The 26399-nt window shown below is 64.2% G+C and carries 9 protein-coding genes and 1 pseudogene (1 of these 10 running past the window's edge); 8 read left to right on the forward strand and 2 right to left on the reverse strand.

Going from position 1 to position 26399, the window contains the following annotated elements:
* Window positions 1-9962, forward strand: partial view of a tandem-95 repeat protein gene (locus tag S58_RS38785; protein WP_144058322.1) — the 3' end only. 19492 nt of this gene lie to the left of the window's left edge; only the last 9962 of its 29454 coding nucleotides appear in the window; its start codon lies beyond the left edge, outside the window; it ends in the stop codon at window positions 9960-9962.
* Window positions 9963-10163: 201 nt separating this feature from the next.
* Window positions 10164-10382 (forward strand): annotated as a pseudogene (locus S58_RS36590) (transposase); the annotation flags it as partial.
* A 410-nt stretch (window positions 10383-10792) separates the two neighbouring features.
* Here S58_RS36590 and S58_RS15445 read toward each other — a convergent pair.
* A complete protein-coding gene (locus S58_RS15445; protein WP_015666271.1) occupies window positions 10793-15928 on the reverse strand; it encodes a beta strand repeat-containing protein in 5136 nt (1711 codons plus the stop codon).
* A gap of 588 nt (window positions 15929-16516) precedes the next feature.
* Between S58_RS15445 and S58_RS15455 the strand changes: the two genes are divergently transcribed.
* The 4 genes from S58_RS15455 (at window position 16517) to S58_RS15470 (ending at window position 22455) form a co-directional block, all read left to right on the forward strand.
* On the forward strand, window positions 16517-19090 hold the full coding sequence (locus S58_RS15455) for a hybrid sensor histidine kinase/response regulator (protein WP_042339565.1): 2574 nt from the start codon (window positions 16517-16519) through the stop codon (window positions 19088-19090).
* 1329 nt (window positions 19091-20419) lie between these two features.
* Window positions 20420-20746, forward strand: coding sequence for a helix-turn-helix domain-containing protein (locus S58_RS15460; RefSeq protein ID WP_244440773.1), 327 nt, complete (start codon window positions 20420-20422; stop codon window positions 20744-20746).
* A 165-nt stretch (window positions 20747-20911) separates the two neighbouring features.
* Window positions 20912-21883: a hypothetical protein gene (locus tag S58_RS15465; RefSeq protein WP_015666275.1), complete on the forward strand. Its 972-nt coding sequence runs from the start codon at window positions 20912-20914 to the stop codon at window positions 21881-21883.
* Between the two features lie 215 nt (window positions 21884-22098).
* Window positions 22099-22455, forward strand: coding sequence for a hypothetical protein (locus S58_RS15470; RefSeq protein ID WP_160167599.1), 357 nt, complete (start codon window positions 22099-22101; stop codon window positions 22453-22455).
* 460 nt (window positions 22456-22915) lie between these two features.
* On the opposite strand, the gene S58_RS15475 is transcribed toward S58_RS15470, so the two are convergent.
* Window positions 22916-23821 (reverse strand): LysR family transcriptional regulator, encoded by a 906-nt coding sequence (locus S58_RS15475; RefSeq protein WP_042339569.1) that lies wholly within the window; start codon window positions 23819-23821, stop codon window positions 22916-22918.
* An 89-nt stretch (window positions 23822-23910) separates the two neighbouring features.
* Here S58_RS15475 and S58_RS15480 point away from each other — a divergent pair, with 89 nt between their 5' ends.
* Entirely contained in the window at window positions 23911-24876 is a 966-nt protein-coding gene (locus tag S58_RS15480) for an NAD-dependent epimerase/dehydratase family protein (RefSeq protein ID WP_015666278.1), read from the forward strand.
* Between the two features lie 122 nt (window positions 24877-24998).
* Window positions 24999-26393: an alpha-amylase family protein gene (locus S58_RS15485; protein ID WP_244440774.1), complete on the forward strand. Its 1395-nt coding sequence runs from the start codon at window positions 24999-25001 to the stop codon at window positions 26391-26393.
* Window positions 26394-26399 lie beyond the last annotated feature (6 nt).

Below are 26399 nucleotides of genomic sequence, written 5' to 3' on the forward strand. Positions count from 1 at the left end.
TGCTCGCCAACGACACCGACGAGAATGGCGACACGCTCGTGCTCGACGGCATCGCCCGGTTCGCCGATGGCGGCAAGGTGCGTCTGCGCGATGATGGCATGATCGAGTTCCGGCCGACCGCCGACTACAACGGCGCGGCCGGCTTCCAGTACACGATCAGTGACGGTCATGGCGGAACCTCGTCCGCCTACGTCGCGATCACCGTCCTACCGCGCAACGAATCTCCCGTCCTGACGAACGACAACGTCAGCGGTCTGGAAGACGGGCCATTGTTCGTCATTCCGGCCGAGGCGTTCGGCAACGACATCGATCCGGACGGCGACGTGCTGTTCTTCGAGCGATCGGGCGTGCTCGGCGTCATCGACCACCGCTACCTCTCGGCCGGCTTCCAGGTCAGCGCCGCGCTGGCGGATGGCTCCGCGCTGCCGTCCTGGCTGCAGTTCGATCCCGCCACGATGCGATTCACCGGATTCCCGCCAGCGGGCATGGATCCACTCGCAGTCGACGTGTGGCTGAGCGATCCGTCGAACGGACGGATCTACAACACGCGGTTCGCGCTGACGGCAGCCGAGGTGGCCGGCGGCTTCGACGCCACGCGCGACGTCCTGAATGGCTACGAGATCCGCTCCAACTTCAACGTCAGCTATGAATTCGATGCTGCCGATATCGATGCCGCAACGTCGGTCTCGGCGCATCTCGCCGACGGCTCGGCGCTCCCGGCCTGGCTCACCTTCAACGCCGCGACGTTGCAGTTCGCGGGAACGCCGCCTGCGGGCCAGATCGGCCCGATCGAGGTCCAACTGACGTTCTCGCGGCCGGCTCCGGGCGGCGGCAGTCCGCTTCTGTTTGCCGACCATATGACGCTCGATCCGGCGGCGTTGCCGGCCGGCGTCACCTATCACGGCCAGGTCGCGCTGTTCGACACCAAGGCTGGAACGGTCGCGTCATCGCTCATCGGCGGGCGTCCGTTGCCGGATTGGCTCGTGTTCGATGCGGCCACTCGCACGGTCAGCCTGAGCGGCTTTGCGCCGGATTCGGATGCGCAGCTTGCCCGTCTGCAGGTCGTGTTTACGCCCGCCGCGCGCGTGCTCCCGGACGGCACCTATGCGTCCAGCGATCGCGGCTTCACGCTGGAGTTCGTCGTCGATCCTCATGGCGATCTGGCGAGCCAGATCGCGTCGATCAACCACGCGCTCGAAGGCAATGACTATTTCGCCGCCCGAGGTCAGTTCGCGCTCGACCTGAGCGGATCGGGGACAGTCACGGCGACGCGCGAGAGCGGTGCGCCGCTGCCGAGCTGGCTGACATTCGATCCGGAAACGATGAGCTTCTCGGGCATGCCGCCGGCCAATTGGGTCGGCGCGGTGCCGGTGCGCCTCAACATCGCTGCCGGCAACGGTCATCCGGCGATGTCGATCCTCACCGACGTCGTCGTCGACGACACTTTCAAGGTCGTTCCGATCGCGGCGTCCACCATCCTTACGCCCGAGCAGATCAACCTCGTGGTGCCCCAGGACTTCAACGGCACGCTCGTGCTGACCTACGATGCCACCGACGAGAAGGGGGGGATCTCGGCCAAGCCGGCGCTGATCTTCTACGACGTCAAGCCGACGCGCGAGCGGCCCGATGCGGCTGCGGATGCCTTGACTGGACGCGAGGGACAGGCCACGCGTTTCGCGATCACAGATCTGCTGCGCAACGATTTCGACCGCGACCGCGATCCGCTGCGCATCCTTGCGCTGGGTCAGCCGGCCAGCGGCTCGCTGGTCATCGAGCTTGCCCATGTCGCCATCGTGCCGCCGGCCGATCTCGGCCAGCGCGACGGCGCGGTCTGGAGCGCCTCGCTTGCGGACGGCTCCGCGCTGCCGGCCTGGCTCACGCTCGATAGTGCCACGGGCGCATTGTCCGGCGACGTTCCGCTGGCTTTCGCCGCCAGCCTCGACATCCGCTTCACGCGGACGCTCCTAGGCGTCAGCGAGAGCGCCCTCCTGACCCGGCATTTCGACGGCAACGCCGGCGCCTATGCGCGCTATACGCCGGCAGATGCCTTCTCCGGCGACGACGGCTTCACCTATGTCGTGACCGACGATCGCGAGGGCAGCTCGACGGGATCCGTCGTCGTCCACGTCGCAGCGGTGAACGATCCGCCGACGGCAGTTGCCGATGCGGTCAGCGCCATCGAGGATACGCCGCTTCTGATCGATCCGCAGACGCTGCTTTCCAACGACTACGACGTCGATGGCAACCCGATCCGCTTCGTCGATGTCGCCGGTGCAACGCACAGCACGGTCAGCTTCGACGGTACTCATATCGTGTTCACGCCCGACCACAATTTCGAGGGCGTCGCATCGTTCGAGTACATCGTCACCGACGATACCGACGGATCGAGCGCGGGCAAGGTCCGCGTCAACGTGGCTTCGACCAACCGTGCGCCGATCGCGTTGGCCGATGTCTTTACGACCGACGAGGATACGCCGTTCACCTTCACGACGGCGGCCCTGCTCGGCAACGACAGCGACCCCGACGCCGACACGATCACGTTCCAGGCGCTGTCCCGCAGCGCCGATGGTGGGCGTGTCGTCGAGCTGCCGGACGGACGCTGGCAGTTCGTGCCGAACGAGAACATCAGCGGCGCGGTCAGCTTCAGCTACACGATCAGCGACGGCCGCAAGACGTCGACCGGCACCGTGACGTTCGACGTCGCCGCGGTGAATGACGCGCCGATCGCAAATCCGGACGGGGCAGGGACGGCCAACGACCCGCAGGGCGTGTTCAGGACGACGCAGGACCAGGCGTTGGTGATCGATCTAGCGGCGCTGATCGCCAACGACCGCGACGTCGAAGGCGACAGCTTCGAGGTCGTCGAGGTGTTCGATGGCGACCAGGGTTCGGTGGTCCGCGTCGGGTCGACCGCGGTCTTCACGCCGAACGCCGGCTATGTCGGCAATGCGGGGTTCCAGTACCGCGTGACCGACAGCCATGGGGCATCCAGCGTCGGCTTGGTGACGCTGCTGGTCGCGCCGAACGTGCCACTGCCGATCCCGGTGTCGGACACCGGTTTCGAGGTGCTCGAGGACGGCTTCATCGACATCGATCCCGCGGCCCTGATGGCAAACGATGTCGTGCCGGCTGGATCGTCTCTCACCTTCGTCGGGCTCGAGGGCGCCGAGCTGCTTGCGAACGGCAAGTATCGCGTTACGCCGGCCGCTGACTTCAACGGCGAACTCGTGCTGCGCTACACGATCAAGACCGAGCAGGATTTCGTCCTGTCGAGCACCGTCACGATCAACGTGCTGCCGGTTGCGGATGCGCCCGTCGCGCGGCCTGATACGCTCGACATGCGTGAGGATACGCCGCTGACGCTGTTTGCAAGCCAGCTGCTTGCCAATGACAGCGACGCCGACCATCAGGCCTTCGTGCTGACCCGGATCGGGGCGACCTCCGGCGTGACGGTAACCGATGTCGGTTTCGGCCAGCTCCAGATCACGCCAGATGCCGACTTCAACGGCGCGGCGTGGTTCGAGTACGAGATCCAGGACTCGACCGGCCTGTCGGCGACGACGCGGGTCAGCATCGAGGTCGCGGCGGTCAACGATGCGCCCGTGATCTCTGCCATCCCCGTGCTCAAAGGGGTGGAGGATCAACCCTTCAGCGCCATCCTGCCGGCCGGCTTCGTCACCGATGTCGATGGCGATGCGCTGCTGGTCGAAATCCGCAGCAAGGGCGGCGCGGCGTTGCCGTCATGGCTGCAATATGATCCGCAGACGCGGCTGCTCAGCGGCAATCCGCCAGCCAATTTCAACGGCACGGTCCAGCTCGAGATCGCCGCGTCAGACGGAACGGCGCAGACGATCCGGGAGCTGCTGCTGTCGGTCGCGCCGGTCAACGATGCGCCGGCGATCGTGGGCGCGATCGGCGATGTCGATATCGACGAGGACCAGTCGTTCTCGATTGCGCTGCCGACGGCCGCGTTCGCCGACGTCGATGGTGACGTTCTGACCTTCAGTGTCATCCGCGCCGATGGCTCGCCGCTGCCGTCGTGGATGTCTGTGTCCAACGGCCGTCTGGTCGGCACGCCGCCGGCCGACTTCAATGGCAGCATCGCGCTGTCGATCACCGCGAGCGATGGCTCGCTGTCGACCGCGAGCGGCTTCCGGCTGAACGTCCGGCCGGTCAACGATGCGCCGGTGCTGCTCCGGCCGCTCGCTGATCAGGCGGTTCGCGGAGGCGAGGCGCTCGTCATTGCGTTCGACCCGGCGGCGTTCGCCGACGCGGATGGCGACACGCTGACGTTTACGGCACGCCTGTCCGGCGGCGATCCGCTGCCATCCTGGCTCAGCTTCGATGGCACGCGCTTCACCGGCACGCCGCCGCAGGACCAGGCCGCGAGCTTCGACGTTGAGGTCACAGCCAGCGACGGGGCGCTGAGCGCGACCGACGTATTCCGGCTGACCATCACGTCGATGGATGACACGCCGGTGCTGGCGGTGCCACTGCCCGACGTATCCTCGTCCGAGGAGGCGCCGCTCTCGATCGCGATCCCGCCCGGCAGCTTCACCGATCCGAACGGCGACGCGCTGAGCTATTCGGCCACCCTGGCCGACGGCAGCGCGCTGCCGTCCTGGCTCGGCTTCGATGGGACCACTTTCACCGGCACGCCGCCGACGAATTTCAATGGCAGCCTGGATGTTCTCGTCACGGCGAGCGATGGCACGCGCATGGTGAGCGACGGCTTCCGTATCACCATCGCGCCGGTGAACGATGCGCCGGCGCTGGCGATGCCGCTGCCTGATGTCAGCGTGTCGGAGGATACTCCGGTCTCGATCACCATCTCTGCCGGCAGCTTTAAGGATGTCGATGGTGATGCGCTGGCCTGCACGGCGGCACTGGCGGATGGTGGTGCGCTGCCATCCTGGTTGAGCTTCGACGGTGTGACCTTCACCGGCACGCCGCCGGCGAACTACAATGGTGCGCTGGACATCAAGGTCACGGCCAGCGACGGGGCGCTGACGGCAAGCGACGTGTTCCGGCTGACCATCACGCCGGTCAACGATGCGCCCGTGCTGTCGGTGTCGCTGCCTGATGTCAGCTCGCCGGAGGATGCGGCGGTCTCCTTCTCGATCCCGGCGGGCAGCTTCACGGATGTCGATGGCGATCCGCTGGTCTACACGGCCTCGCTGGCGAACGGCGGTGCGCTGCCGTCCTGGCTCAGCTTCAACGGCACGACCTTTACCGGAACGCCACCGGCGAATTACAATGGTGCGATCAGCATCACGGTCACGGCCAGCGACGGCACCCTGTCGGTGAACGACACGTTCGAGTTGACGATTACCCCCGTCAATGACGCGCCGGTGCTGTCGGTTCCGTTGCCTGATGTCAGCTCGCCAGAGGATGCGGCGGTCTTCTTCACGATCCCGGCCGGCAGCTTCATTGATGTCGATGGCGATGCGCTGGTCTACACGGCGACACTGGCCAACGGCGGCGCGCTGCCGTCCTGGCTGGACTTCGATGGGACCCGGTTCACCGGTACGCCGCCGGCGAACTACAACGGCACGATCAGCATCAGGGTCACGGCCAGCGACGGCGTCTCGTCGGCGAACGATACGTTTGATCTCACCATCATTCCGGTGAACGATGCGCCGGTGCTATCTTTGCCGCTGCCCGACGTGAGCGTGCCGGAAGATACGCCGGTCTCGATCGCCGTGCCCGCCGGCAGCTTCATCGACGTCGACGGCAACGCCCTGGCGTATACGGCGACCTTGGCCAATGGCAGTGCGCTGCCGTCCTGGCTTAGCTTCAACGGGACGACCTTCACCGGCACGCCGCCGACAAATTTCAACGGTTCGCTGGACATCAAGGTCACGGCCAGCGACGGAGTGCTGTCGGTCAGCGACAGCTTTGTGTTGACCATCACGCCGGTGAACGATGCGCCGGTGCTGGCGGTGCTGCTGCCCGACGTCAGCTCGCCGGAGGATACGGCATTCAGCTTTACCATCCCCGCCGGCAGCTTCACCGACGTCGACGGCAACCTGCTCATCTATACCGCCACGCTGCCCGACGGCACGGCGCTGCCGTCCTGGCTGTCGCTGACCGGCAACCGGTTCGCAGGCACGCCGCCGCTCAACTTCAATGGCGCGATCGATGTCCGGGTGACGGCGAACGACGGGACATTGTCGGCCAGCGACGTGTTCCGGTTGACCGTCGTTCCGGTCAACGATGCCCCGGTCCTGGTCCGGCCACTCGAGGATCAGGTCCGGCGCGAGGGACGGCCCCTCGTCGTTGTTCTCGACAAGTCGGCTTTTGCCGATGTCGATGGCGACACGCTGACGTTCACTGCGAAACTGTCGAACGGCAGCGCGCTGCCGTCCTGGCTCAACTTCGACGGCACGCGCTTTACCGGGCAGCCGCCGCAGAATTTGGTCGGGTTCTTCGACATCGCGGTGACGACGACCGACGGGTCGCTGGCGGTCACCGATGTATTCCGGCTGACCCTCGCTCCGCGATCGTTGCAGGTGGCGCCGGTCGGAAACCTCTACCTTCTCGCCGACGAGAGCTTGAGCGGACCGCTGCTTCGCTACCAGGGCGTGGCCGTCACCTCGGGCCAGTTCGGCGCCGTTGCGCCGGTCAGCGTCAGCAAGGTCACGGGTGGCTACGATGTGCTGTGGAAGCACACGGACACCGGAACGTATGATGTGTGGTATGTCGACGGCAGCGGCAACTATCTGTCCTCGCTCACCCCGAGCGGAGGCCTGGCCGCCAGCAACCCGCTGATCCAGGACTTCGAGAAGCTCTTCAATCAGGACATCGATGGTAATGGCGGCATCGGAGCGAACGCCTCGACAATCGAGACAATAGGGGCGACGACCCTGGTGCGGGTCGGCGACAACTTCATCCTCGAGTCGAGTACAGGCGGATCGCCGAGCATCCTGAAGCTCTCCGGCACTGCGGCAAGTGCGAGCTATTACGCCGGCCAGGGCTGGAGCCTGATCGGCGCGGAAGCGGTCGCAGGCGGGTACGACGTGGCGTGGCGCAATCCCGGCACGGGCCAGATGACCATCTGGAACCTGGACAGCACCGGCAACTATGTCAGCACGCTGGCGACAGCGGCCCCAGCCAACGCCGTCATCCAGCAGTATGAGCCGGTGTTCCATCAGGACTTCAATGGCGACGGAACGATCGGCCCGGTCGGCACGACGATCGAGGCTTCCGGCACGACGAAGCTGGTGCAGGTCGGCGACAACTACGTCATGGCGTCTGTATCAGGTGATGAGGCGCACGAACTCATGTTCTCTGGTTCCGCGGCGAGCGCGAATTATTTCGCCGGCCAGGGCTGGAGCCTGATCGGTGCGGAAGCAGTGGCCGGGGGCTACCAGGTCGCGTGGCGCAATGCCGGCGCCGGCATCATGTCGATCTGGAGCGTCGATGCCAACGGCAACTATCTCAGCACTATCGCGGCACCTCCGCCCAACAACGCCGCAACCGAGCAGTACGAGCCTGTGTTCCGTCAGGACATCAACGGCGACGGAACGATCGGCCCGGTCGGCACGACGATCGAAGCTCTTGGAGCAACGAAGCTCGTGCAGGTCGGCGACAATTATGTGATCGCCTCTATCTCAGGTGACGTCGCTTGCGAGCTGATGTTCTCAAGTTCTGCGGCGAGCGTGAGCTATTTCGCCGGCCAGGGCTGGAGCATCGTCGGCGCAGAAGCAGTATCAGGGGGATATGATGTGGCGTGGCGAAATGCCGGCGCCGGCATCATGGCCATCTGGAGCGTCGACAGCAACGGCAATTATGTCAGCACCCTCGCGGCCGAAGCTCCCGGCAATGCCGCGATCCAGCAATATGAGCCGGTGTTCCATCAGGACTTCAATGGCAACGGGACCATCGGTCCGGTCGGCACAACCGTCGAAGCAGTGGGGACGGCGAAGCTCCTGCAGGTTGGCGACAACTTCGTCATGGTCTCCAACTCGGGCAGCGTCGCGCGGGAGCTCACGTTCTCGGGTTCTGCTGTCAGCGCAAGCTCGCTGGCCAGTGGGGGATGGGTCATTGTAGGTGCTGAAGCCGTCTCGGGTGGATACGGGGTGACGTGGCGAAATGCCGGTGCCGGCCAGATGGTCATCTGGAACGTTGATAGCAACGGCAACTACGTCGGCAATCTTGCGGTGGCGGCTCCGAGCAACGCCGCCATCGAGCAGTACGAGCCCTTGTTCCATCAAGATCTCAACGGCGATGGAACCGTCGGTCCCGTGGGCACCATCATCGAGGCTCTTGGAGCGACGAAGCTGGTGCAGGTGGGTGACAATTTCGTCGTCACCTCCAGTGCGGGCGATGTCGCGAGGGAACTCACATCCTCCGGGTCCGCGGTAAGCGCAAGCTCGTTCGGCAGCGGCGGGTGGGCCGCGATCGGCGCCGAAGCCGTGGCGGGCGGATACGCGGTCGCGTGGAGAAATGCCGGCGCCGGCACCGTGAACGTCTGGAACGTCGACAGCAACGGCAATTTCGCCGGCTCATTGGTATCCATGACGCCGGACAGCATCGCTCTGAAGTCCTACGAGACCATCTTCCGGCAGGATTTCAATGGCGACGGGGCGATCGGTGCGGCGGGGACGACGATCGAGGCGCAAGGGGCGACGAGCCTCGTCCAAGCAGGGGACAACGTCCTGATCAAGTCCGCCGCGACCGGCGTGACACAGGTGCTGCAGTTCTCTGGGGCTGCCGCAAGCCTCAGCTACTTCGCGGGGCAGGGCTGGGCGCTCGTTGGAGCCGAAGCCGTCGCCGGCGGCTACGACGTCGTGTGGAGGAATGCGAACGCCGGAGTCTATAATATCTGGAGCGTCGATGCGTCCGGGAACTACCAGGGAAACCTGTTGTCGCTGGCCACCCCGGCAGATCCGGTGCTGGAGACTTTCGAGAGCACGTTCCAGCAGGACGTGAACGGCGACGGACGGGTCGGACTGGACCCGGGCAAAGCTCTCTGGAGCGGTGATGCGATCCTGGCACAGTTTGGAAACGCGTATAGTCTCTATAGTATCACGCCCGGCGTCGTGAACCCGACGGCCATACCATTGCTCTACCAGGGCGCGGCAGTGACGGTCGGCAAGTTCGGCAGCAACATCGCTCCGATTGCCGTGGCTGCGGTGTCCGGAGGATACGACGTCGTCTGGAAGGACAGCAGCGCGAACACCTACGGCATCTGGTACGTCGATGGCGCTGGAAACTACGTCTCCGCGCTCAACGGCAACAGCTTCCTGCCGGCATCCAGTGCGGTGCTCAAATCGTTCGAGTTGCTGCTGCGGCTCGACTTCACGCAGGACGGACTTCTGGGAGAGCCGGGTTCGGTCGTTGAAGCGGCCAGCTATGCATATATCGCGCTCCCGCAGTTGGCTCAGCCGGCTGTCATCGATCCCGGAGCAGTCTTGGAGCTGGGTGGCGGCGGCTCGGGGGCCGTGACGTTCAAGGCCGCGTCGGGCACGTTGATCATCGATCATTCGGCCCAATTCACGGGCCAGATCTTCGGTTTCAGCGGCGATGGGACGTTGGCGCATTCCAACGCCATCGACCTGCGCGACGTGGACTTCGGGTCGGCGACCGAGGCGTTCAGCGGAAGCGCGACCAGTGGAATGCTGACCGTGAGCGACAGTATGGGTCACGTCGCGCGACTGTCGTTGATCGGGGATTACACGCATTCGGCGTTCAATCTGATGAGCGATGGCGGCGGCGGGACGTTGGTGGTCGACCCGCCGATCGACCGAGTGACCGGCCCCTCCGGCTCGACTGGAGGATCATTCGATGGAATGGCGCCTCAAGATGTCAGACTTGAAGGAACGCTTGCGCAGTTGATCCAGGCCATGGCGACCATGCCGACCGCGTCCGCGACGTTCGAAGATCCACTAGCCATCCAAAATTCCAACATTGCCACGGTCCAGCCGGGGCTGTCGGCAGTCTGGCATGGTCAGGCCTAGGAGGCGTGGGGACTTCGGACCTTCATTGACCCACGAGCCAATGAACGGTCGTGTCCCCGGGGCGTGGTGTAACCCGGCAGAGCAAAGCTGGCCGCCGCGCACATCAAATTGCGATGTAGCGGGGGACCGCTTTGCGGTGGTTACGGCGATTGCCCCGTGAGGGCCGGGTTGCGGATACCAACCCGAGTCGAGGAACTTTCGATGACCGACGAGATGACGAAGCTTCGTGCGCTCGTAGAGAAGGCCCCGAAGATCTGCTGCGCGAGATGATCGGCTTTGCCGCTGAGCGGCCGATGAAGATGGAGGTCGCAGGGGCTGACCGGAGCGGCCTGTGGAGAGAAGAGTGTCGAGCGTCTGGCCCAGCGCAATGGCCATCGTAAGTGGGCTTGGAAGACCATGGTCTCCGACGTCAGCTTCAAATTCGGCAACCGACCGGGTGAAGCGCTCCGCGCTCGACGACATCGAGCGGACGCATGGGTATCCGCCTGTTCGATCCCGGACACAGTCAGCCGAACGTGATGCCCAATGGTCGCTTGATCCCGGCTGATTGACGGTTGGAATGGGCATCTCGGCGGGCGCACCGCGACCGCTTGCATGCTGCTTGGCTCACTTTTGATGGATAGGCCCTGCTGGGTGCCTGCCGCCTCCCACGCTGATTTTTGGAACAGCGCCAGCCCGCCACTAGGGACACGTGTCACCATGTCTCATCTATAAGTGAGCGGCCGATGGTGCGAGAGGCGCAGGGCGCTCTGGCCGTGGCGAGCGCGATGGGAATCAGCGTGGGCCCCTCTGTGTCGTCGCTCGACCGGCAGACGCTGTGCCTGGCTTTGCTAGGCCACCGTCAACTGATGCTGGGCATGTTCGAAAATCGCCTGGATGACATTGCCTGCCATATTGTAATTCGAGAGCACCGCGACATCCGTCCAGGTCGCACCCGCGGCCGCGCCGTCAGTATCGACCTGGACCGTGACGTCGCTCGAGCCGGGCGCGCCGCGCACCACGCGCACGACATCCGCGACGTTGGAGCCGTTGCCGATGGCGGCATCGAGCAGGCCGGACAGGTCGATTGTATCGTCCGGCGAAAAGTCGAGGATCCGATCGAGATTGGAGGTGCCGCTTTCGGCGAATACGAACCGATCGTGGCCGTTGCCTCCGGTCAGCGTGTCGTTGCCGAGGCCGCCGATCAGGACATCATTGCCACCGGCGCCGTCCAGGCTGTCTGCGCCGCTGGTTCCGAACAGGATGTCGTCTCCGATCGTGCCGGTGCTGCTCTGGCCGCTCTTCTGGATCACCGAGACGGTCGCGGTGGACTGCGTGATGCCGTCGCTGACCGTGTAGGAAAACGACGTCACGTTCGGCTGCACCAGGATGTGGTCGCCGTTCAGCGATACGCCGGTGCCGGTGAGGCCGGTGATGCTGAGGACGTGGCCATCATCGGCATCGGTATCGTTGGCCAGCAGGATTGCAGTGGCGATCGACGCCGGGGCCCCGCTCAGGCCCTTGTAGCTGTCGACGCTGAGCTGCAGGTCGTAGGCTCCCTTCGAGGCCGAGTTGAAGGATCCGACCTGAACGTAATATGTGCCGTCCTGGGTGACGGAGTAGCTCAGATAGGAATCACGGGTGGTCGAGGAGCCGCCGCCACCGATGCTCGTCGAGCTCGAGTCGTCGTTGACTGCGATCTGGGTTCCGCCGCCGTTGTAGAGCCGGATGTAGCTGTCGAGCCCTCCCGTGCTGTTGTCGATATCCAGCGTCACGGTCTCGCCAGCCTTCAGGTCGATCTTGTAGTAGTCCTTGTCGCTGTTGCTGCTCAGCGCGCCGTGAATGGTGATCGACGGATCGGTCGCATCAGTGAGGTTGGCATTGGGCGCGATCACCAGCGCGGTGCGGTCGATCGCATTGGCGGTCGAGATAGCGCCGTTGCTCTCGGTCTCATTGAAGACCGGTGTGGCGGCAGCCGTGCCCGGTGCGGCGCCGCTGTAGCCGTTGATGATGATGGTGTCGTTGACCCCGACCGGCGCATCATTGGTGCCGTGCAGCGTCACGGTCACGTCCTGCGTGGCGTGGCCGCCATGGCCATCGTCGATGCTGACCGTGTAGGTCTGGGTCAGCGTCTGGTTGGCGGCGAGGAAGTGGATGGTGCTGTCGTCGACGCTGAAGCTCCAGTCCACGGTACCGCCAGTGCCGGTGCCGGTAGTGTCATGGGTCAGCGTCGGCGTGAAGGTGCCGTAATAGTGACTGCCGGCCGGCGTCGTGTACGACACCGCGTGAGTGTCGCTATGATCGGCGTCGCTGAAAGTGATGATGCCTCTGGTCGTCTCGGTGCCGGGTGTCACTTGCGCCGTCACCGAGACATCGTCCAGCACCCACCAGCCCTGGGTATCCCACATCGTCAGGCTCAGTGCCGAACTGGCGCCGGTCGCCATCACGTCGAAGCCGTAATGCGTGAAATTCCGATAGCCGCCGGACGGCGGGATATCGCCGAGCGCAAACACCGTCGCGCCGTTCCAGTTGACGGTCATGCCTTCGGACTGCACGCCGTTGTCGAAAGGATTCGAGGCCCAGAAACTGACGTGGTAGGTGATGCCCGCGACCGTCGCGAGCGTCTGGCTCAAGCTGTAGGTGCCGAGATAGGACCCCACCGAGGTCGTTCCGGTGTGCGGCTCGCTGATCGCGACGAACCCCGTGTTGGTCCAGCCGGAGAAGGGGGCGGTCGCCTCGAAGCCTCCATTGGTGATCCGCTCGGTGGCTGGCACCGTGGCGGCGAAATCCTCGATGATATCAGCCGTCTGGATCCCCGAAGTAATGACCGGACTGTTCTCGACGTTGATGATGACGGTCTTGCTGTCGCTGAGGGAGCCGCCGGCACCGCTATGTCCGTTGTCGCTGACGGAGATTGTTATCTTTGCCTGGCCGGTGAAGCCGGGGTCAGGCGTGAACACGGCATTCCCGAATAGTTGGTCGGGGCTGAGTGGGCCCGTGATGAGACCTCCTCCGACGATCGTAAGATTGCTCGACGGAAGATAGAGGGTGCCGTGGGTTACGCTGACGAATTGACCAACGATCTGGTCGCCGGAATCCACATCGGTGACCGAGATCGCATTGCTGCCCGAGAAAGTAAAACGGCCGCCCGCGGCGACAGTGACAACAGCCGGGGCATGGACCACCGGAGCGTCGTTGACAGCATTCACGGCGATGCTGAGGGTGCCGCTCCTGGGGCCCGACGGGCCGTCCACCGTGAAATCGACCGTATCGATCCCGTTGAAATCCTGCGCCGGCGTGTAGCTGTAACTGCCATCGGAATTGAAATGCACGGAGCCGCCATGCGTGGTGCTGAAGTCGCCGTTTGCCACATTCAAGCTTGCCGTCGGATCGGTGTTGGCGAGCACGCCATGGGTGGCATCCACCGTCAGTGCGGTATCTTCGTCAGTGGTCGCGTGGTCGCCAGCGGAGGGCGCGACGTCGATGACGATAAGCTGGCTGTCGAGCAGTGCGCCGCCGGCACCGGTGTGGCCGTTGTCGCTGCAAGCGATCGATATGAATGCCTGGCCGATGAAGCCGCTATCGGGCGTGAACACGGCATCCTTCAACAGGTCGAGGACGTCCATCAATGAGCCGGTGAAGGTCGCGCCTTGGGTCGGAATGGTAAGGTTCCCCGACGGAAGATAGAGGCTGCCGTGGGTGACGCTGAGGCCCAAACTGACGGCCCCCGCGCCGGCATCGACATCGGTCACCGTGATGGCAAAACTGTTGGCCAGCGTCAGCGACGTTCCGCTCGCGATTGTGATCGCGGTCGGAGCGTGGATCACCGGAGCGTCGTTGATCGCCTCGACGGTGATGGTCGCTGTGTCGGACTGTGCGGAGAAGGCGCTGGAGCCGTCGCGCGTGGAGGCATCGATCGTCAGCCCATGCTGGCCCGAGGTCTGGTCCCAGGCAACGAAGGAAAACGAGTCGAGGCCGCCATCATTGCCGTCCGGCACCATGCGGACCAGATCGGTCGGCGCCAGCAACAGCGCCGAGCCGGCCGAATAGGTGGCGAAATCACTCCATGTGCTGCCGCCATCGATCGAGAACTGCCAATGCCCATGGCTGGCAACCGCGCCGGTGATGGCGATGCCCGGAGCCGCACCCGCATCCGCATCGGTCACGTGGTTGGCCAGCAGGCTGGCGACGGTCGTGCCGGAGGGAGTGGTCTGGTCCTCGGTGATCCCCGGCAAGGCCGGAGCGGACGGCTGCAGCGCCGGCGCGTCGTTGGTTCCGGTGACGGTGATGCTGATGGTGCTGTCGGCCGTGCCGCCGTGGTGATCGTCGAGCGCGACCTTGTAGGTGAGGGTGAGGGTCTCGCCCGCGCCAAGATAGTCGAAAGTTGAGTCGGGAGCCGAGAACGTCCAGCCGACGCTGCCGCTGCTCGAGCCTGCCATCTTGGTCACGCTGTCGATGTGCAGGAATGATTGCAGATCGGCGGCGGTGACGCCGAGGCCGGACAGCGTGCCGCTGCTCGCCACGCCCGTCACGGCAGCCGTATGGCCGTCGCTGATGTCGACATCGGTGAAGGCCAGCTTGCCGGTGACCTGGTCCGGAATTGACGATCCCGTTGTGGCCCGCTGTTCGGTGACGTCGGACGACGAAGCGGCGGTGATCACCGGCGCGTCATTGCTGCCGGTGATGGTCATGGTCACCGTCTGCATGGCGCTGGCGGACTGGCTGTCTGTCACCGTCACCTGATAGGTCAGCACCAGGGTCTCGCCGGCGCCGAGGAAATCGAGGTCGGCATCCCCAAGGCCGAAGCTCCAGCCGATGCTGCCGGCTGCGCCAGGGCTGTCGGCGGTGATCACGGCGCTCAGCGCAGTTGCGGCATCGCTGAGCGTTGCTGCCGGAATTGCCTTGCCGCCCGACCATTGCGCGGCCCCCAGCGCGACATCCACCGTATGGCTGTCGGACAGATCGACATCGCTGAAGCCGAGCGTGCCGGCCGCCACATGACGCGCGCTCGACTGCGTTTGCCCGCTGTCTTCATGCAGCGCCAGCGCGGCACCGGTCGACATCACCGGCGCGTCGTTGCTGCCGAGCACGTCCAAGGTCAGTGTGGTGGTCGAGGTCTCACCCTGCGCGTCGCGCATCGTATAGGTGAAAACGTCGCTGCCATGGACACCTTGCGCCAGTGCTTGCGTCGCCGCATTGGCATTGTCGAGCGTGTAGGTCCAAGATCCCTGGGCATCGAGCACCAGGCTTCCATAGATGCCGGTCAGCGTCGTGCCGACTTGGCCTGTCACCGCTGCGGCCGTGCCGACGGCAACGCCAACCACCAGCTTGATATCACCAGGATCGAGGTCGACATCGTTGGCCAGCACATTGCCGCGAGCGATGCTGACGCCCGCAAACGGAGTGTTGCCGGGATGGACGCCGGCCTCGATCACCGCGCCCTGGTCGGCGACCGCAGTGGGGACGCGATTGACGCTGTGAGTTTCGCCCGAAGTGGTCGATCCCCGAGCCGCCTGCGCATCCGCTTCCAGCAGCGGCAGTGCCTGGCCGGTGGCCAGCGCATCGACCTGCGGCGGGGACGGCGCGAAGCCGCCGCCGACAGCGGGCGAGCCGTTGCCGGTCGCCGGCAGCACCGACTGGTCGGTGGTGACGGGGAACAATGCAGCGAAATCTATTCCTGAGACATCGCGATCCGGGCCGAGATGGATCGAAATAGCGGGGAGGGGTTGACCGTCCGGGCCGTAGAACGGGTCCAGCGTCACGGCCGCGCGGTTGTCGAACAGGATCACCAGGCGGTCGCCGGCATGCACGAGCGTGATGTTCTCGCCGGCGATGGCCGAGAAATCCAGCTGCACGCGTCCATCGAGATGGATCGTCAGCGCCTGGTCCCCCTGCGGCTTGTTCAGCCGGATCAGGCGGGGCGAGTGGCCGTCGAGACCTCGATGGATCGAGGGCTCGTTCTGGGCGACGACGACGCGAGCGTTCATTCCCTGCTCCTGCAGCCAACCAGATACCGTTGGTTAACGTATTATTAAACCTGACTGCACGACGCAACCTCAGGGTACCGCCACGACCGGCGCATGGTTAAGCTCTCGACCGCAGCGCCGCTTGCGGCGCGATATCGTGGCCTCTCGCCCGGGAGTGCCTGGCCGAAAATGATTCTCCGACGCGGAGGCCGGGGCGGGACCGGGGCCGTCGATCAATTCTTGAAATACGAATTGCCAGCCGATCTGCGCAGTCGGTTTTCGGAGCGGCGGAGCACGGTCGTCCGGAGCCTGAGCAGGTTCGGCAGGAGCGTCCGCGGGGAAAAATCAAGGGAGACCTTCAGCAAGCTCGCCGACTTCGATAGCTGCAAAGCCAAAGGCGTCGCGAGCGAGTGGCGGCACGCCCGGTCGCGGGCAGCACTGCCGTAGATGACACCTCTCGGCATGACGTGTTATCAATATACCGCGAATGCATCGCGAGGCTGCAGCCCCGGGGGATGCCGAGTTGGCAGCGCGTCGTGCGATGGCCGACGCTCCCGCGCCGATCAATTCACAATCAACCTGCTCGACCAAGTTCCAGAAAATCCGGCCATGTTGGATCAACTCAAAGCGACAGTCGACCGTCGGCGCGATCCGCGGCAGGGAGGCCTTGGCGGCCGGCTCGATCTCCGATCCGGCATGAACCGGCGCTGGACTCCCCGGATCATCGTCCTGAGTGGTCTTGTGCTGGCGCTGCTGTGCGATGCCTTCGTCGCGCACATGCTGTCCGTGAACTATCGCGAGACCTATCGGACGACCGAAGCCGCCAACGGCGATCTCGCGCGCGCGCTCGAAGAATACATGCTGCGCAACATCCAGGGCGTCGAGGTTCTGCTGAGCACGACCATCGATAGTCTCGCCCGGAATCCATCGCTGCTGACCCCTGGCAATCCGGCGCTGATCAATGAATTGCAGCAGCGGGTGGCGCCGTACCCTGTCGCAAACGCGATCGTCGTTCTCGATGCCGCGGGAAATCTGCTGGGTGACAGCCTGGGCAACGGGGGACCCGGCCGGGAAAGAAGCTTCGCCGATCGGGCTTACTACCAGGTGCAGCGCGATGACCCGGGTCGCGGTCTCTTCATCGACGTGCCGGTGGCCTCGCGCGTTCGTAGTAAGCTCGTCATCGCGGTGAGCCGCGCCTATCTGACGCCCGACGGACGTTTTGGCGGCGTCGTCTTCGTGCCTCTCGACTACGAGAATCTGCGGCAGTTCTTTCTGTCCCTGAACGTCGGGCAGCGTGGCACCGTGACGCTCTACCGCGACGACGGCACGATTCTGCTGCGAACGCCGAATGCCGACGAGTTTGCAGGGCGCGACGTCCGATCGAATCGCCTGTTCACGCGCCATCTTCCGCAAGCGCCGAGCGGAAGCTTCGAAGGCAGCGGAATGACGGACGGCACGTCGCGCAGCATCAGCTATCGCCGGGTCGCCGGCATGCCGCTGGTGGTGACCGTGGCGCGCGACCCGGTCGAATACCTGGCGGGCTGGAAGAACAATGCGCTGTACTACAGCGTGATCGCCGCCGGGCTCAACCTGCTGATCGTCGGATTCGGCCTCGGCCTGGCGCGGCAATGGCGGCTGCGCGAGGACTCCGAGCAGGCGCTGCGGGACAATTTCGAGCAGCATCAGCTGGTCACCGAGAACGTGCCCGCGCTGATCGTCCATGTCGGCGCCGATGGTTACATCCGTTATGCCAACCGGGTCGCGCGAGAATGGTATGCCCAGCCGTCCGCCGAAGCCAGCCGCAGGATCGACGATTACATCGATCCCTCGCGAGCTGCCGAGGTGAGGCGGAAGGTTGACGCCGCGCTGGCGGGCCGGACCGCCGCCGGCGAGGAGAAGGTGGCGTTTCCCGACGGCAGCGAACGCTGGTGCCAGACCATTCGGGTGCCGGATCGCGGCCAGGACGGCACGGTGCGCGGCTATTTCGTGCTGTCGGTCGACATCACCGAGCGCAAGCGCATCGAGGACGAACTGCGTCAGGCGCAGAAGATGGAAGCCATCGGACAGTTGGCCGGCGGCATTGCGCACGACTCCAACAACATGCTGGCAGCGACGCTCGGCAATCTCGATCTGCTGCTCGATGCCTTGCCCGCGACCGAGAGTTCGTCCCGCAGCCTGGTCGAACGGGCGATCGAGGCCGCGGAGCGGGTCGCCGATCTCAACCGCCGCCTGCTCGCCTTCGCCCGCAAGCAGACGCTGCGGCCGCAGATCACCGATGTGAATCAGCTCGTCAGTGGAATGACGACGATCCTGCAGCGGACGCTCGGTGAAACCATCGAGATCGAAGTCGCGCAGGACCCGATGCTGTGGCGCTGCCTGATCGATCCGACGGAATTGCAGAATGCGCTGCTCAATCTCGCCCTCAACGCGCGTGACGCGATGGCGGGCAGCGGGCGCCTGACGATCACGACCGCCAATGCCGTGCTCGACCAGCCGCTCGATGACGGCGACGAGCGCGTCACCCCCGGTGACTACGTGACGATCACGGTCTCCGACATGGGCGCAGGGATGCCGCCCGAAGTCGCGCGCCGCGCCTTCGAACCCTTCTTCACCACCAAGGAGTTCGGCAAGGGCAGCGGGCTTGGCCTCAGCATGGTCTATGGCTTCGCCCGGCAATCCGGAGGCACCGTGGTGATCGCGAGCCGCGTGGCGGAGGGGACGCGCGTCACGCTGTATCTGCCGAGCGCGGGACCGGGAGCGAGCGACCGGCCGCCTGCCGGCGCCGCGAGATTGTCGCGGCCGGAGACCGGCGAACGGATTCTGGTGGTGGAGGATAATCCGCTCGTTGGCGCCATGGCGTCCACCATGCTGTCCTCGATGGGGTACCGGCCGGTCGTCGTCACCAATCCGACCTCGGCGATCGCCGAATTGGAGCGGCCGGAGCCGATCGCGCTGCTGCTCACCGATATTCTCCTGCCCGGCGGCGTGACGGGCGTCGATCTCGCACGACAGGCGCGCCGCAGATGGCCGGAGCTGCCCATTCTCTTCATGTCCGGCTTCGCCGATCCCTCGCTGGTGCCCGACGAATTCCGCGCCACGACGACGCTGCTCGCCAAGCCGTTCCGTCTCGGGCAATTGTCCGAGGCCATCGTGTCGACCCTGGCCGGCACCAAGGTGAATTGAGTTCGCAGCCCGTGAGCCGGGGATGCGTCGCGGTTGCGTCGATGAGTGTCGGTCACGGGGACCCCCGGAAAATCAGTTGGCGCATCGCCGATCGTTGCGAGCTGCTGCGGCAGGCAGCGCACGTGCTTTCTCGATCTCGCGGCGCGCATGGCGTCCGAGGTTTGCCGGTCGGTCCGCCCTCGAAAGGCGAGGGCGCAGGGAATGCCGGGCGCTGGCCGCACCCATGGCCCGCCAGCTAACAAGAATGCTGGCGGCAGGAACCACAGGTTCAGCCGAGACATCCCGGCATTCCCCGCGCGATGGTTTTCACGGCTTATACGTCCTCTCCCCGGGGACCGGCTGTCTTGCCCCCGTCACCCGCGCAACGCGAAAGCGTTGTCGCGCGCTTGGCCTCAGCGTCGGGAGGCCAGGACCCTACGATTTCGCCGGCGCAACGGATTCGTTCGTCCGCATGATCAGGTCACGCTGCGAACCGCTACGCCCACCGCATCCCACCCCGCGTGTCGTGACGATCGCGAAACGCCCCTCGTGCCGAGGCGGGATGGCGACACTCAATCATATTTTCTGAAAAAAAGAAAGTAGAATCTTTGTCGCGCAACGACTGGACCGGGCGATGTCGTTGAGGCGACGGCCAAACTAAACTTGTCGGCGCAGGCGGCTTCGGTCCGGGATCGCTCGGAAAAGCCTGCGTTGCTTCGCCTCATGACGGAAGCCGAACGATGAGACCTGCCCGCGCTGGCAGACATCGAAGTCGCTGATGGGCCGTAGGACATTCGATCGTCTTCACCCTGCAGTACATAGCAGTTCGGGTCGTCCGCTTCGCGTCGTCTCCTTTGCTGACGGCTATACGCAGTTGCGCGAACAGATCGAATCGACATCGTTGATGCAGGCGCAAATTGGTGAGAGAGCCACCAGTTCGTTTTTTTTGCAGAGTTGAATGTCCTCGGAAGGAACTACACGGCGCGACTATCGCGTAAACGAAAGGCCGTTTGCAAATTGATGTTGCGCGCTTTCGAATGGCAAGCATGGTTTGAAATGCCGTATCTCGAATGTTGTCGGCGCTTGCTATTTGTCGAATTGATTCCGTCATTTTTCATATTTTTCTGAGATGCTACGCGCCGCGCTCCACCGATTGTTGCATGGTAGTCGTGTAGCAGGATACGAATTAGCTTTGGCCGCGTGGCCAGATGCACGACATCCGCATCGATGCCAATCCGGCAGGCGTCTTCCGAAAAGGGGCGAATCCGTTGCTCGGTTTCAAGAAAGGTGAATGACCTCAGTTGATCCGACGGAGATACGTCAAAAATGTCGACGCGAGGGGAGAGAATGATGGAGGCGATGCAGATTCGTGGAATCACAAAACAACACGCGCTGGCGCACGCTCTGGGAGTCAATGAAAGTACTATCACGCGCTGGAAGATCGACGGCCCGACCTCTGTCGAGAGTGCAATATTGCTATGCAAAGAGCTCGACATATCTCTGGATTGGTTCCTGAATGGAACAGGCGAAATCAATGCTCACAGGTCGCGCGTCGAGCACGTCATCGTAACGAGGGATAAGCTTCTGCTCTATTTTCAGAGAATTGAGGCGATGATGACAGATCATTCAAAATCGCTTCTGCTCGCATTTATCGATTCTATCCTCCCGGAAAATTGAAAGCTTGAACGGCTTGCGATCGGCGCAAGAACTATAGTCGCGGCTTGCGGGCGATGCAACCAAAAGAGGTATTAAAGACGTGGGAGTCTCTTAGGGTGTAGTTGCCTCCGAGGTTATCTCGGCTGGAGGCGAACTTGGGAAACCATTGGCCCAGAGGAGATCAATATGGCCACCTTGATTACGATCAACGTCATCAACAAGAGCCTCAATGCCCAGAACTTCTTCTTCTTCCAGCAGCCGGCAGTGTATTCGGGCGGACCGCAGGTCTACACGAATAGTCTCTATAGCCAGACGCTGCTGCCGAATGCCACGTCGGGCGCTGTGCTCACCTTTTCGATGATCCTGCAATACTACGCCGGCGCAGCGCAGCAGGTTCAGCCTCCGCAGGTCGGTCAACCCTCCGGGCAGTTGGCCGCCATCCAGCCCATCAATCTCACGCCGGCCAGTGGTGGTGCGCCCACCAACAACACGACGCAGATGACCGTGTCGCCCTCGCTCGGACTGTCGGTGCCTGTTTCGACGGCCGGTCCGCAGCCCGGGTCATTCCGTATCGTCACGCCGACTTTCAATCCTGTTCTTGCGCAATACAACGCCGGATCCGCGGTTCAGTCGGTCTCTGGAGCGATCACTCTTTCCAACTTCGTCACGGTTCAGCCGACCTCAAACCTCGACTGCCAGCCCGTCATCATTTTCTACGTCCAGACCGGGAACTATACGGCCGGCACCGTCATGAACTTCACGAGTTCATCGATCAATGCCGCAGTATGTGACGCGACACCCGGCTATACGACGTTCAACGTGACGTACAATGCCGATGGAACCTGGACTGTGAAGAACATGGCCTTGGCCAGGTTGGCCGACGGTCAGGTAGGTCTGGTCGAGAGATCCAGTGGGGGGACCTCGCTGATCGGGGCGGCCGGGCCCAACGCTGATGTCAAAAACGAGGCTGGCACTGCCGTCATTTCCACGGGTACGGCAGCGAATTTCAATTTGCCGGTGACGATCACGAACCTCAGCAACCCCGGCGCAATCCATCGCCTCAGTGAGTACCAGGTCGGTCCGACCGGCGGCCCGTATCGGGGCTCCATGTGCACCGCAATCGATGCGACCACGGCCACCGGCACCTTCTCGTCGTAAGCAAGGTTGGTGAGGGGCGAGGTGCCCGGGGAACCCGGGCATGGGTCCTTCACCGCATGAGCGGATTGCTGGGAGCGCCCGATGCGGAGCTTCCGGCAATCGGCAGCTCGCACCAATGAGCAGCATTCCACTACGTCCTTTGATGATCACATCGTTCACGAACAAGGAGAAATGTTATGTGTCGTACCGCCTCGATCCACATCGTTCGCCGCCAAGTGATCGCGACTTTGACCGGGCTTGGCCTGCTCGCAACGGGCGCCGACGCGGCCTTCGCCGTCGACCTGGCGTTCAGCCCCGATTGCAGGACGTTCTCGCAGATCAATGTTACACCGCCGAACACGGGGATAACGTTCCGGAAGAATCCGAACAGCACCACGACGCGCGCCGCCACAGCGACGGTGTTTCGAATTGGCGACGCGAGCAACATCATTATCCCTGCGGGCGGTGCGTCGTGCTTCTATGCCGTCGCGGGTAATGACAGCTATTGCTTTCTCGCTCGTAGCTCGTCCGACATCATCAACGTCAATGCGGTCGCCGGGACGAACACCGCGGCTGCGCCCGCGTGTCAGTGATGACTGCTGGCCGGGACGCCAGGCCCGCGTGCTTTACTGAATCGCGATGCAGCGTGAAGTACGAGGGATGCTCGTGCTTGATGGGCGATGCGGTCGGGCACCAAGACTGGATCGTAGTAGGGAACGACCCGCACGGCGGAGGCTGACGAGCGCGGGACCAACTCAACATGCGGTCGGTTTTGTCTTTCAAGAGACCAGACCGTCCGCGGTCCCATAGCTGTTCCATCCGATCCTCGGGTGCAGAGAACTTAGCGGATGTCGGGTTCGCAGTGAGCGGCAGAGGCTTGTGGCACGATATCGCTCGCACTCTGGCTGATTCCGCCAGTCGAACAAATTTCGAAAGGGGGTCGCGAACTGTCAGAAGGGGGCAGCAAGAAGATCCTGTCCAACGCGGCCCTTGACACTTGTTCTGAAGTTTCCGGCGGAGGACGCGGCGCAACTGGCAGCACGCGTGAATACCTTACGACTTGCCCTCGCTGACCCACCGCGTCAGCCCCTCCGCCAGCCCGTCGAACATGGCGCGGATCGGCGCCGAGTCCTTCTGGTCTTCGTGCACGGCCAGCCAGCAGTCGAGCTCGAAGGCGACGTGGTCGGCGAGAACGGGCAGGAGTGCCGGATTGCGGTTAGCCATGGCCTTCTGCATCCCGCCGATGCCAAGACCTGCTTCGATGGCCGTGACCTGCGCGACGTCGGAATCGACCCGATAGGAGAAGATCTCGCGCGAGATCGGCAGCTGTGCGCTCGCCACCGAGCGCGCGGAATGATCGTCGCGGTCGAAGCCGATGACGTGATGCGTGGCGAGCGCCTCGATCGTGTCCGGCAGGCCGAAGCGATCGATGTAGTCGCGATGCGCGTACAGCCCGAGCGGAATGCTGCCGAGGCGGCGCGCGACGAGGCCGTGCTGCTTCGGCCTCACCATCCGCACGGCGATATCGGCGTCACGCCGCAAGAGATCGTCGGTCCGGTTGTTGAGAACCAGCTCGATCACGATGTTCGGAAACCGCTTCCGGATATCGGAGAGGATCGGCGGCAGCACAAAGGTGCCGACGATCTCGCTCGCCGAGATCCTGACGACGCCGCGCGGCTGCGTCGCGTCGCCGCCGGTCTTGGCCGCGCGCACCAGCGCCGCGAACGCCGCCTCCATCGCCTCGGCATGCGGCACCAGCGCCAGCGCAGCCGCGGTCGGCAGCAGGCCGGTCTGGGAGCGGGTGAACAGCGCGACGCCGAGGCCTGCCTCCAGCTCGTCGATGTGGCGGCCGACGGTCGGCTGCGTCAGCCCGGTGGCCCGCGCCGCCGCGGACAGGCTGCCCCGCCTGATCACGGCCAGCAACGAGCGCAGCAGGCTCCAATCTGAAGGTTCCGTCATACGAAAACGTATAGCATCTCAAGAATGATCGGCAATTTTTGTTTTGAAGGAGAGGAGCCAGATTGCTGGAGACAGCAGGGAGATCGACCATGTCCAATGACCCGAAAGCTCCGACCGCCTTGATCCTCGGCCTCACCGGGGCGATCGGCGGCGCCATCGCCACGGCGCTGACGCGGCGCGGCTTCATCATCCGCACCCTGACCCGCCGGCCGCCAGCCGGGCGGCCGCCATTTGCCTTCCCGGTCGACTGGCGTGACGGCGACGCGCGCGATGCGGCGTCGGTGCTGGCCGCAGCCGAGGGCGCCAGCCTGATCGTTCACGGCGTCAATCCGCCGGGCTACGCGCGCTGGCGCGAGGACGCGCTGCCGATGCTCGCCAACACCATTGCTGCCGCTAGGGCGGTCGGCGCAACGATCGTGTTTCCGGGGAATGTCTACGTCTACTCATCAGCGTCGCCATCCGTAGTCAGCGAGACCACGCCGCGGCAGCCGACGACACGGAAGGGCCAGGTGCGGCTGGAGATGGAGGAGATGCTGGAGCAGGCCGCGCGCGAGCACGGCGTCCGGGTCATCGCGATCAGGGCGGGGGACTTCTTCGGTCCCGGCGTCGGCAATTCCTGGTTCGCACAGGCGCTGGCGAAGGGCGGCCGAGCAGCCAAGTCCGTGCAGAGCCTGACGCGGCCCGGCATCGGCCATGCCTGGGCGTTCGTGCCCGATCTCGCCGAAACCTTCGCGCGCCTGGTCGACATCAGCGCCGATCTGCCCGCCTGCACGATGCTGAATTTTGCGGGGCATTACGATGCGACCGGACACGACATGACGGACGCAGTCCGCCGCGTCATGGGCCGGCCCGACCTGCCGGTGAAGCCGTTCCCGTGGATTATCCTCTGGCTCGCCGCGCCGTTCGTCGGCTTCATGCGCGAGGCAATCGAGATGCGGTGGCTGTGGAAGCAGAGCCTTGCGCTGGATAAGGGCAGGCTCGTCGGCCTGCTCGGCGAGGAGCCGCATACGCCGCTCGAAGATGCGGTGAGGGCGGCGCTGGAGACGGCTCGTTGAACTAACCACTCTCGAGGAGATGGCCGCATCGCGCGAGTCTGAAGAGACTTTAATGCTGAGCTCCGGTCCTCCAATGCTACGACTCGATGACGGGGCTAGTCGCATCCGCACGAATATCGGGCGTGAGACGGACGTCGGACAAGGCACGGGCGATGATGGGCAGCTGGATCGAGCACGCAATTCTCTGGCACGTCTACCCGCTCGGATTTGTCGGCGCCGAGCGCGAGGCGCGGGCCCGTGATGGCGTCGTCCATCGCCTTGGCCATCTGACGTCCTGGCTCGACTACGCCGTCGATCTCGGCGTGTCGGGTCTCCTGCTCGGGCCGATTTTTGCGTCGTCGACGCACGGATACGACACGATCGATTATTTCCGGGTCGACCCGCGGCTGGGCGACGACGCAGATTTCGACGCATTCGTCAGTGCGGCACGGACGCGCGGCCTGCGCATCATTCTCGACGGCGTCTTCAACCATGTCGGCTCCGACTATCCGGCATTCCAGCGCGCGCTTGCCGGCGGTCCGGGATCACCGGAGGCGCACTGGTTCAAGTTGACCTGGCCGGCGGCCCGCTCCGCCGGAGAGTTGCCGGATTACGCGACGTTCGAAGGGCATCGTCATCTGGTGGCGTTGAACCATGATGATCCCGGCGTCGCCGATCACGTCGTCGCGGTGATGCGGCACTGGCTGAGCCGCGGCGTTTCCGGCTGGCGGCTCGACGCGGCCTATGCAGTCCCCAGGGCCTTCTGGTCGAAGGTCCTGCCGCGCGTCCGCGCCGACTTTCCCGAGGCGTATTTTGTTGGTGAGGTCATCCATGGCGATTATGCCGGCTTCGTCCGCGAAACCGGCATCGATGCCGTCACGCAATACGAGCTGTGGAAGGCGATCTGGAGCTCATTGAACGACGGCAATCTGTTCGAGCTGGCATGGGCCTTGAAGCGCCACGACGCCATGCTGGAGACGTTCGTTCCGCAGACCTTCATCGGCAATCACGACGTCACCCGCATCGCGAGCCAATTGCACGACGAGCGCCATCTTGCCCATGCACTCGTCGTCCTGATGACATCGGGCGGGACGCCCTCGATCTATGCCGGTGACGAGCAGCGCTTCCACGGCATCAAGGAGCATCGCGTCGGCGGCGACGATGCCATCCGCCCGGCGTTTCCCAAAAAGCCGGCGGATCTCGCCTTGTTCGGCTGGCCGACATATCGTCTCCACCAGCAACTCATCGGGCTGCGCCGACGGCACCCCTGGCTGCATCGCGCCCGCAGCCGCGTGATCACGATCAACCGCTCGGATCTGCTGCTCGAAACATCCTACGGAGCCGACCGGCTGTGGGTCGTCCTGAACCTCGCCGACGCGGGTATTGTCCGCACCATCGAGACGGAGGCGGACCGTCTTGCTGGCGATATCGAGCTCTCTCACAAGGGCGGCGCGACGGACGTCTCCGTTCCTCCGCACGGCTGGGGCATCCTCGGACGGCGCAATGAAGCAAGGGCGGCCGACGCCGACATGAGCTGAACTGAC

The organism is Bradyrhizobium oligotrophicum S58 (assembly GCF_000344805.1).
GTDB lineage: Bacteria > Pseudomonadota > Alphaproteobacteria > Rhizobiales > Xanthobacteraceae > Bradyrhizobium > Bradyrhizobium oligotrophicum.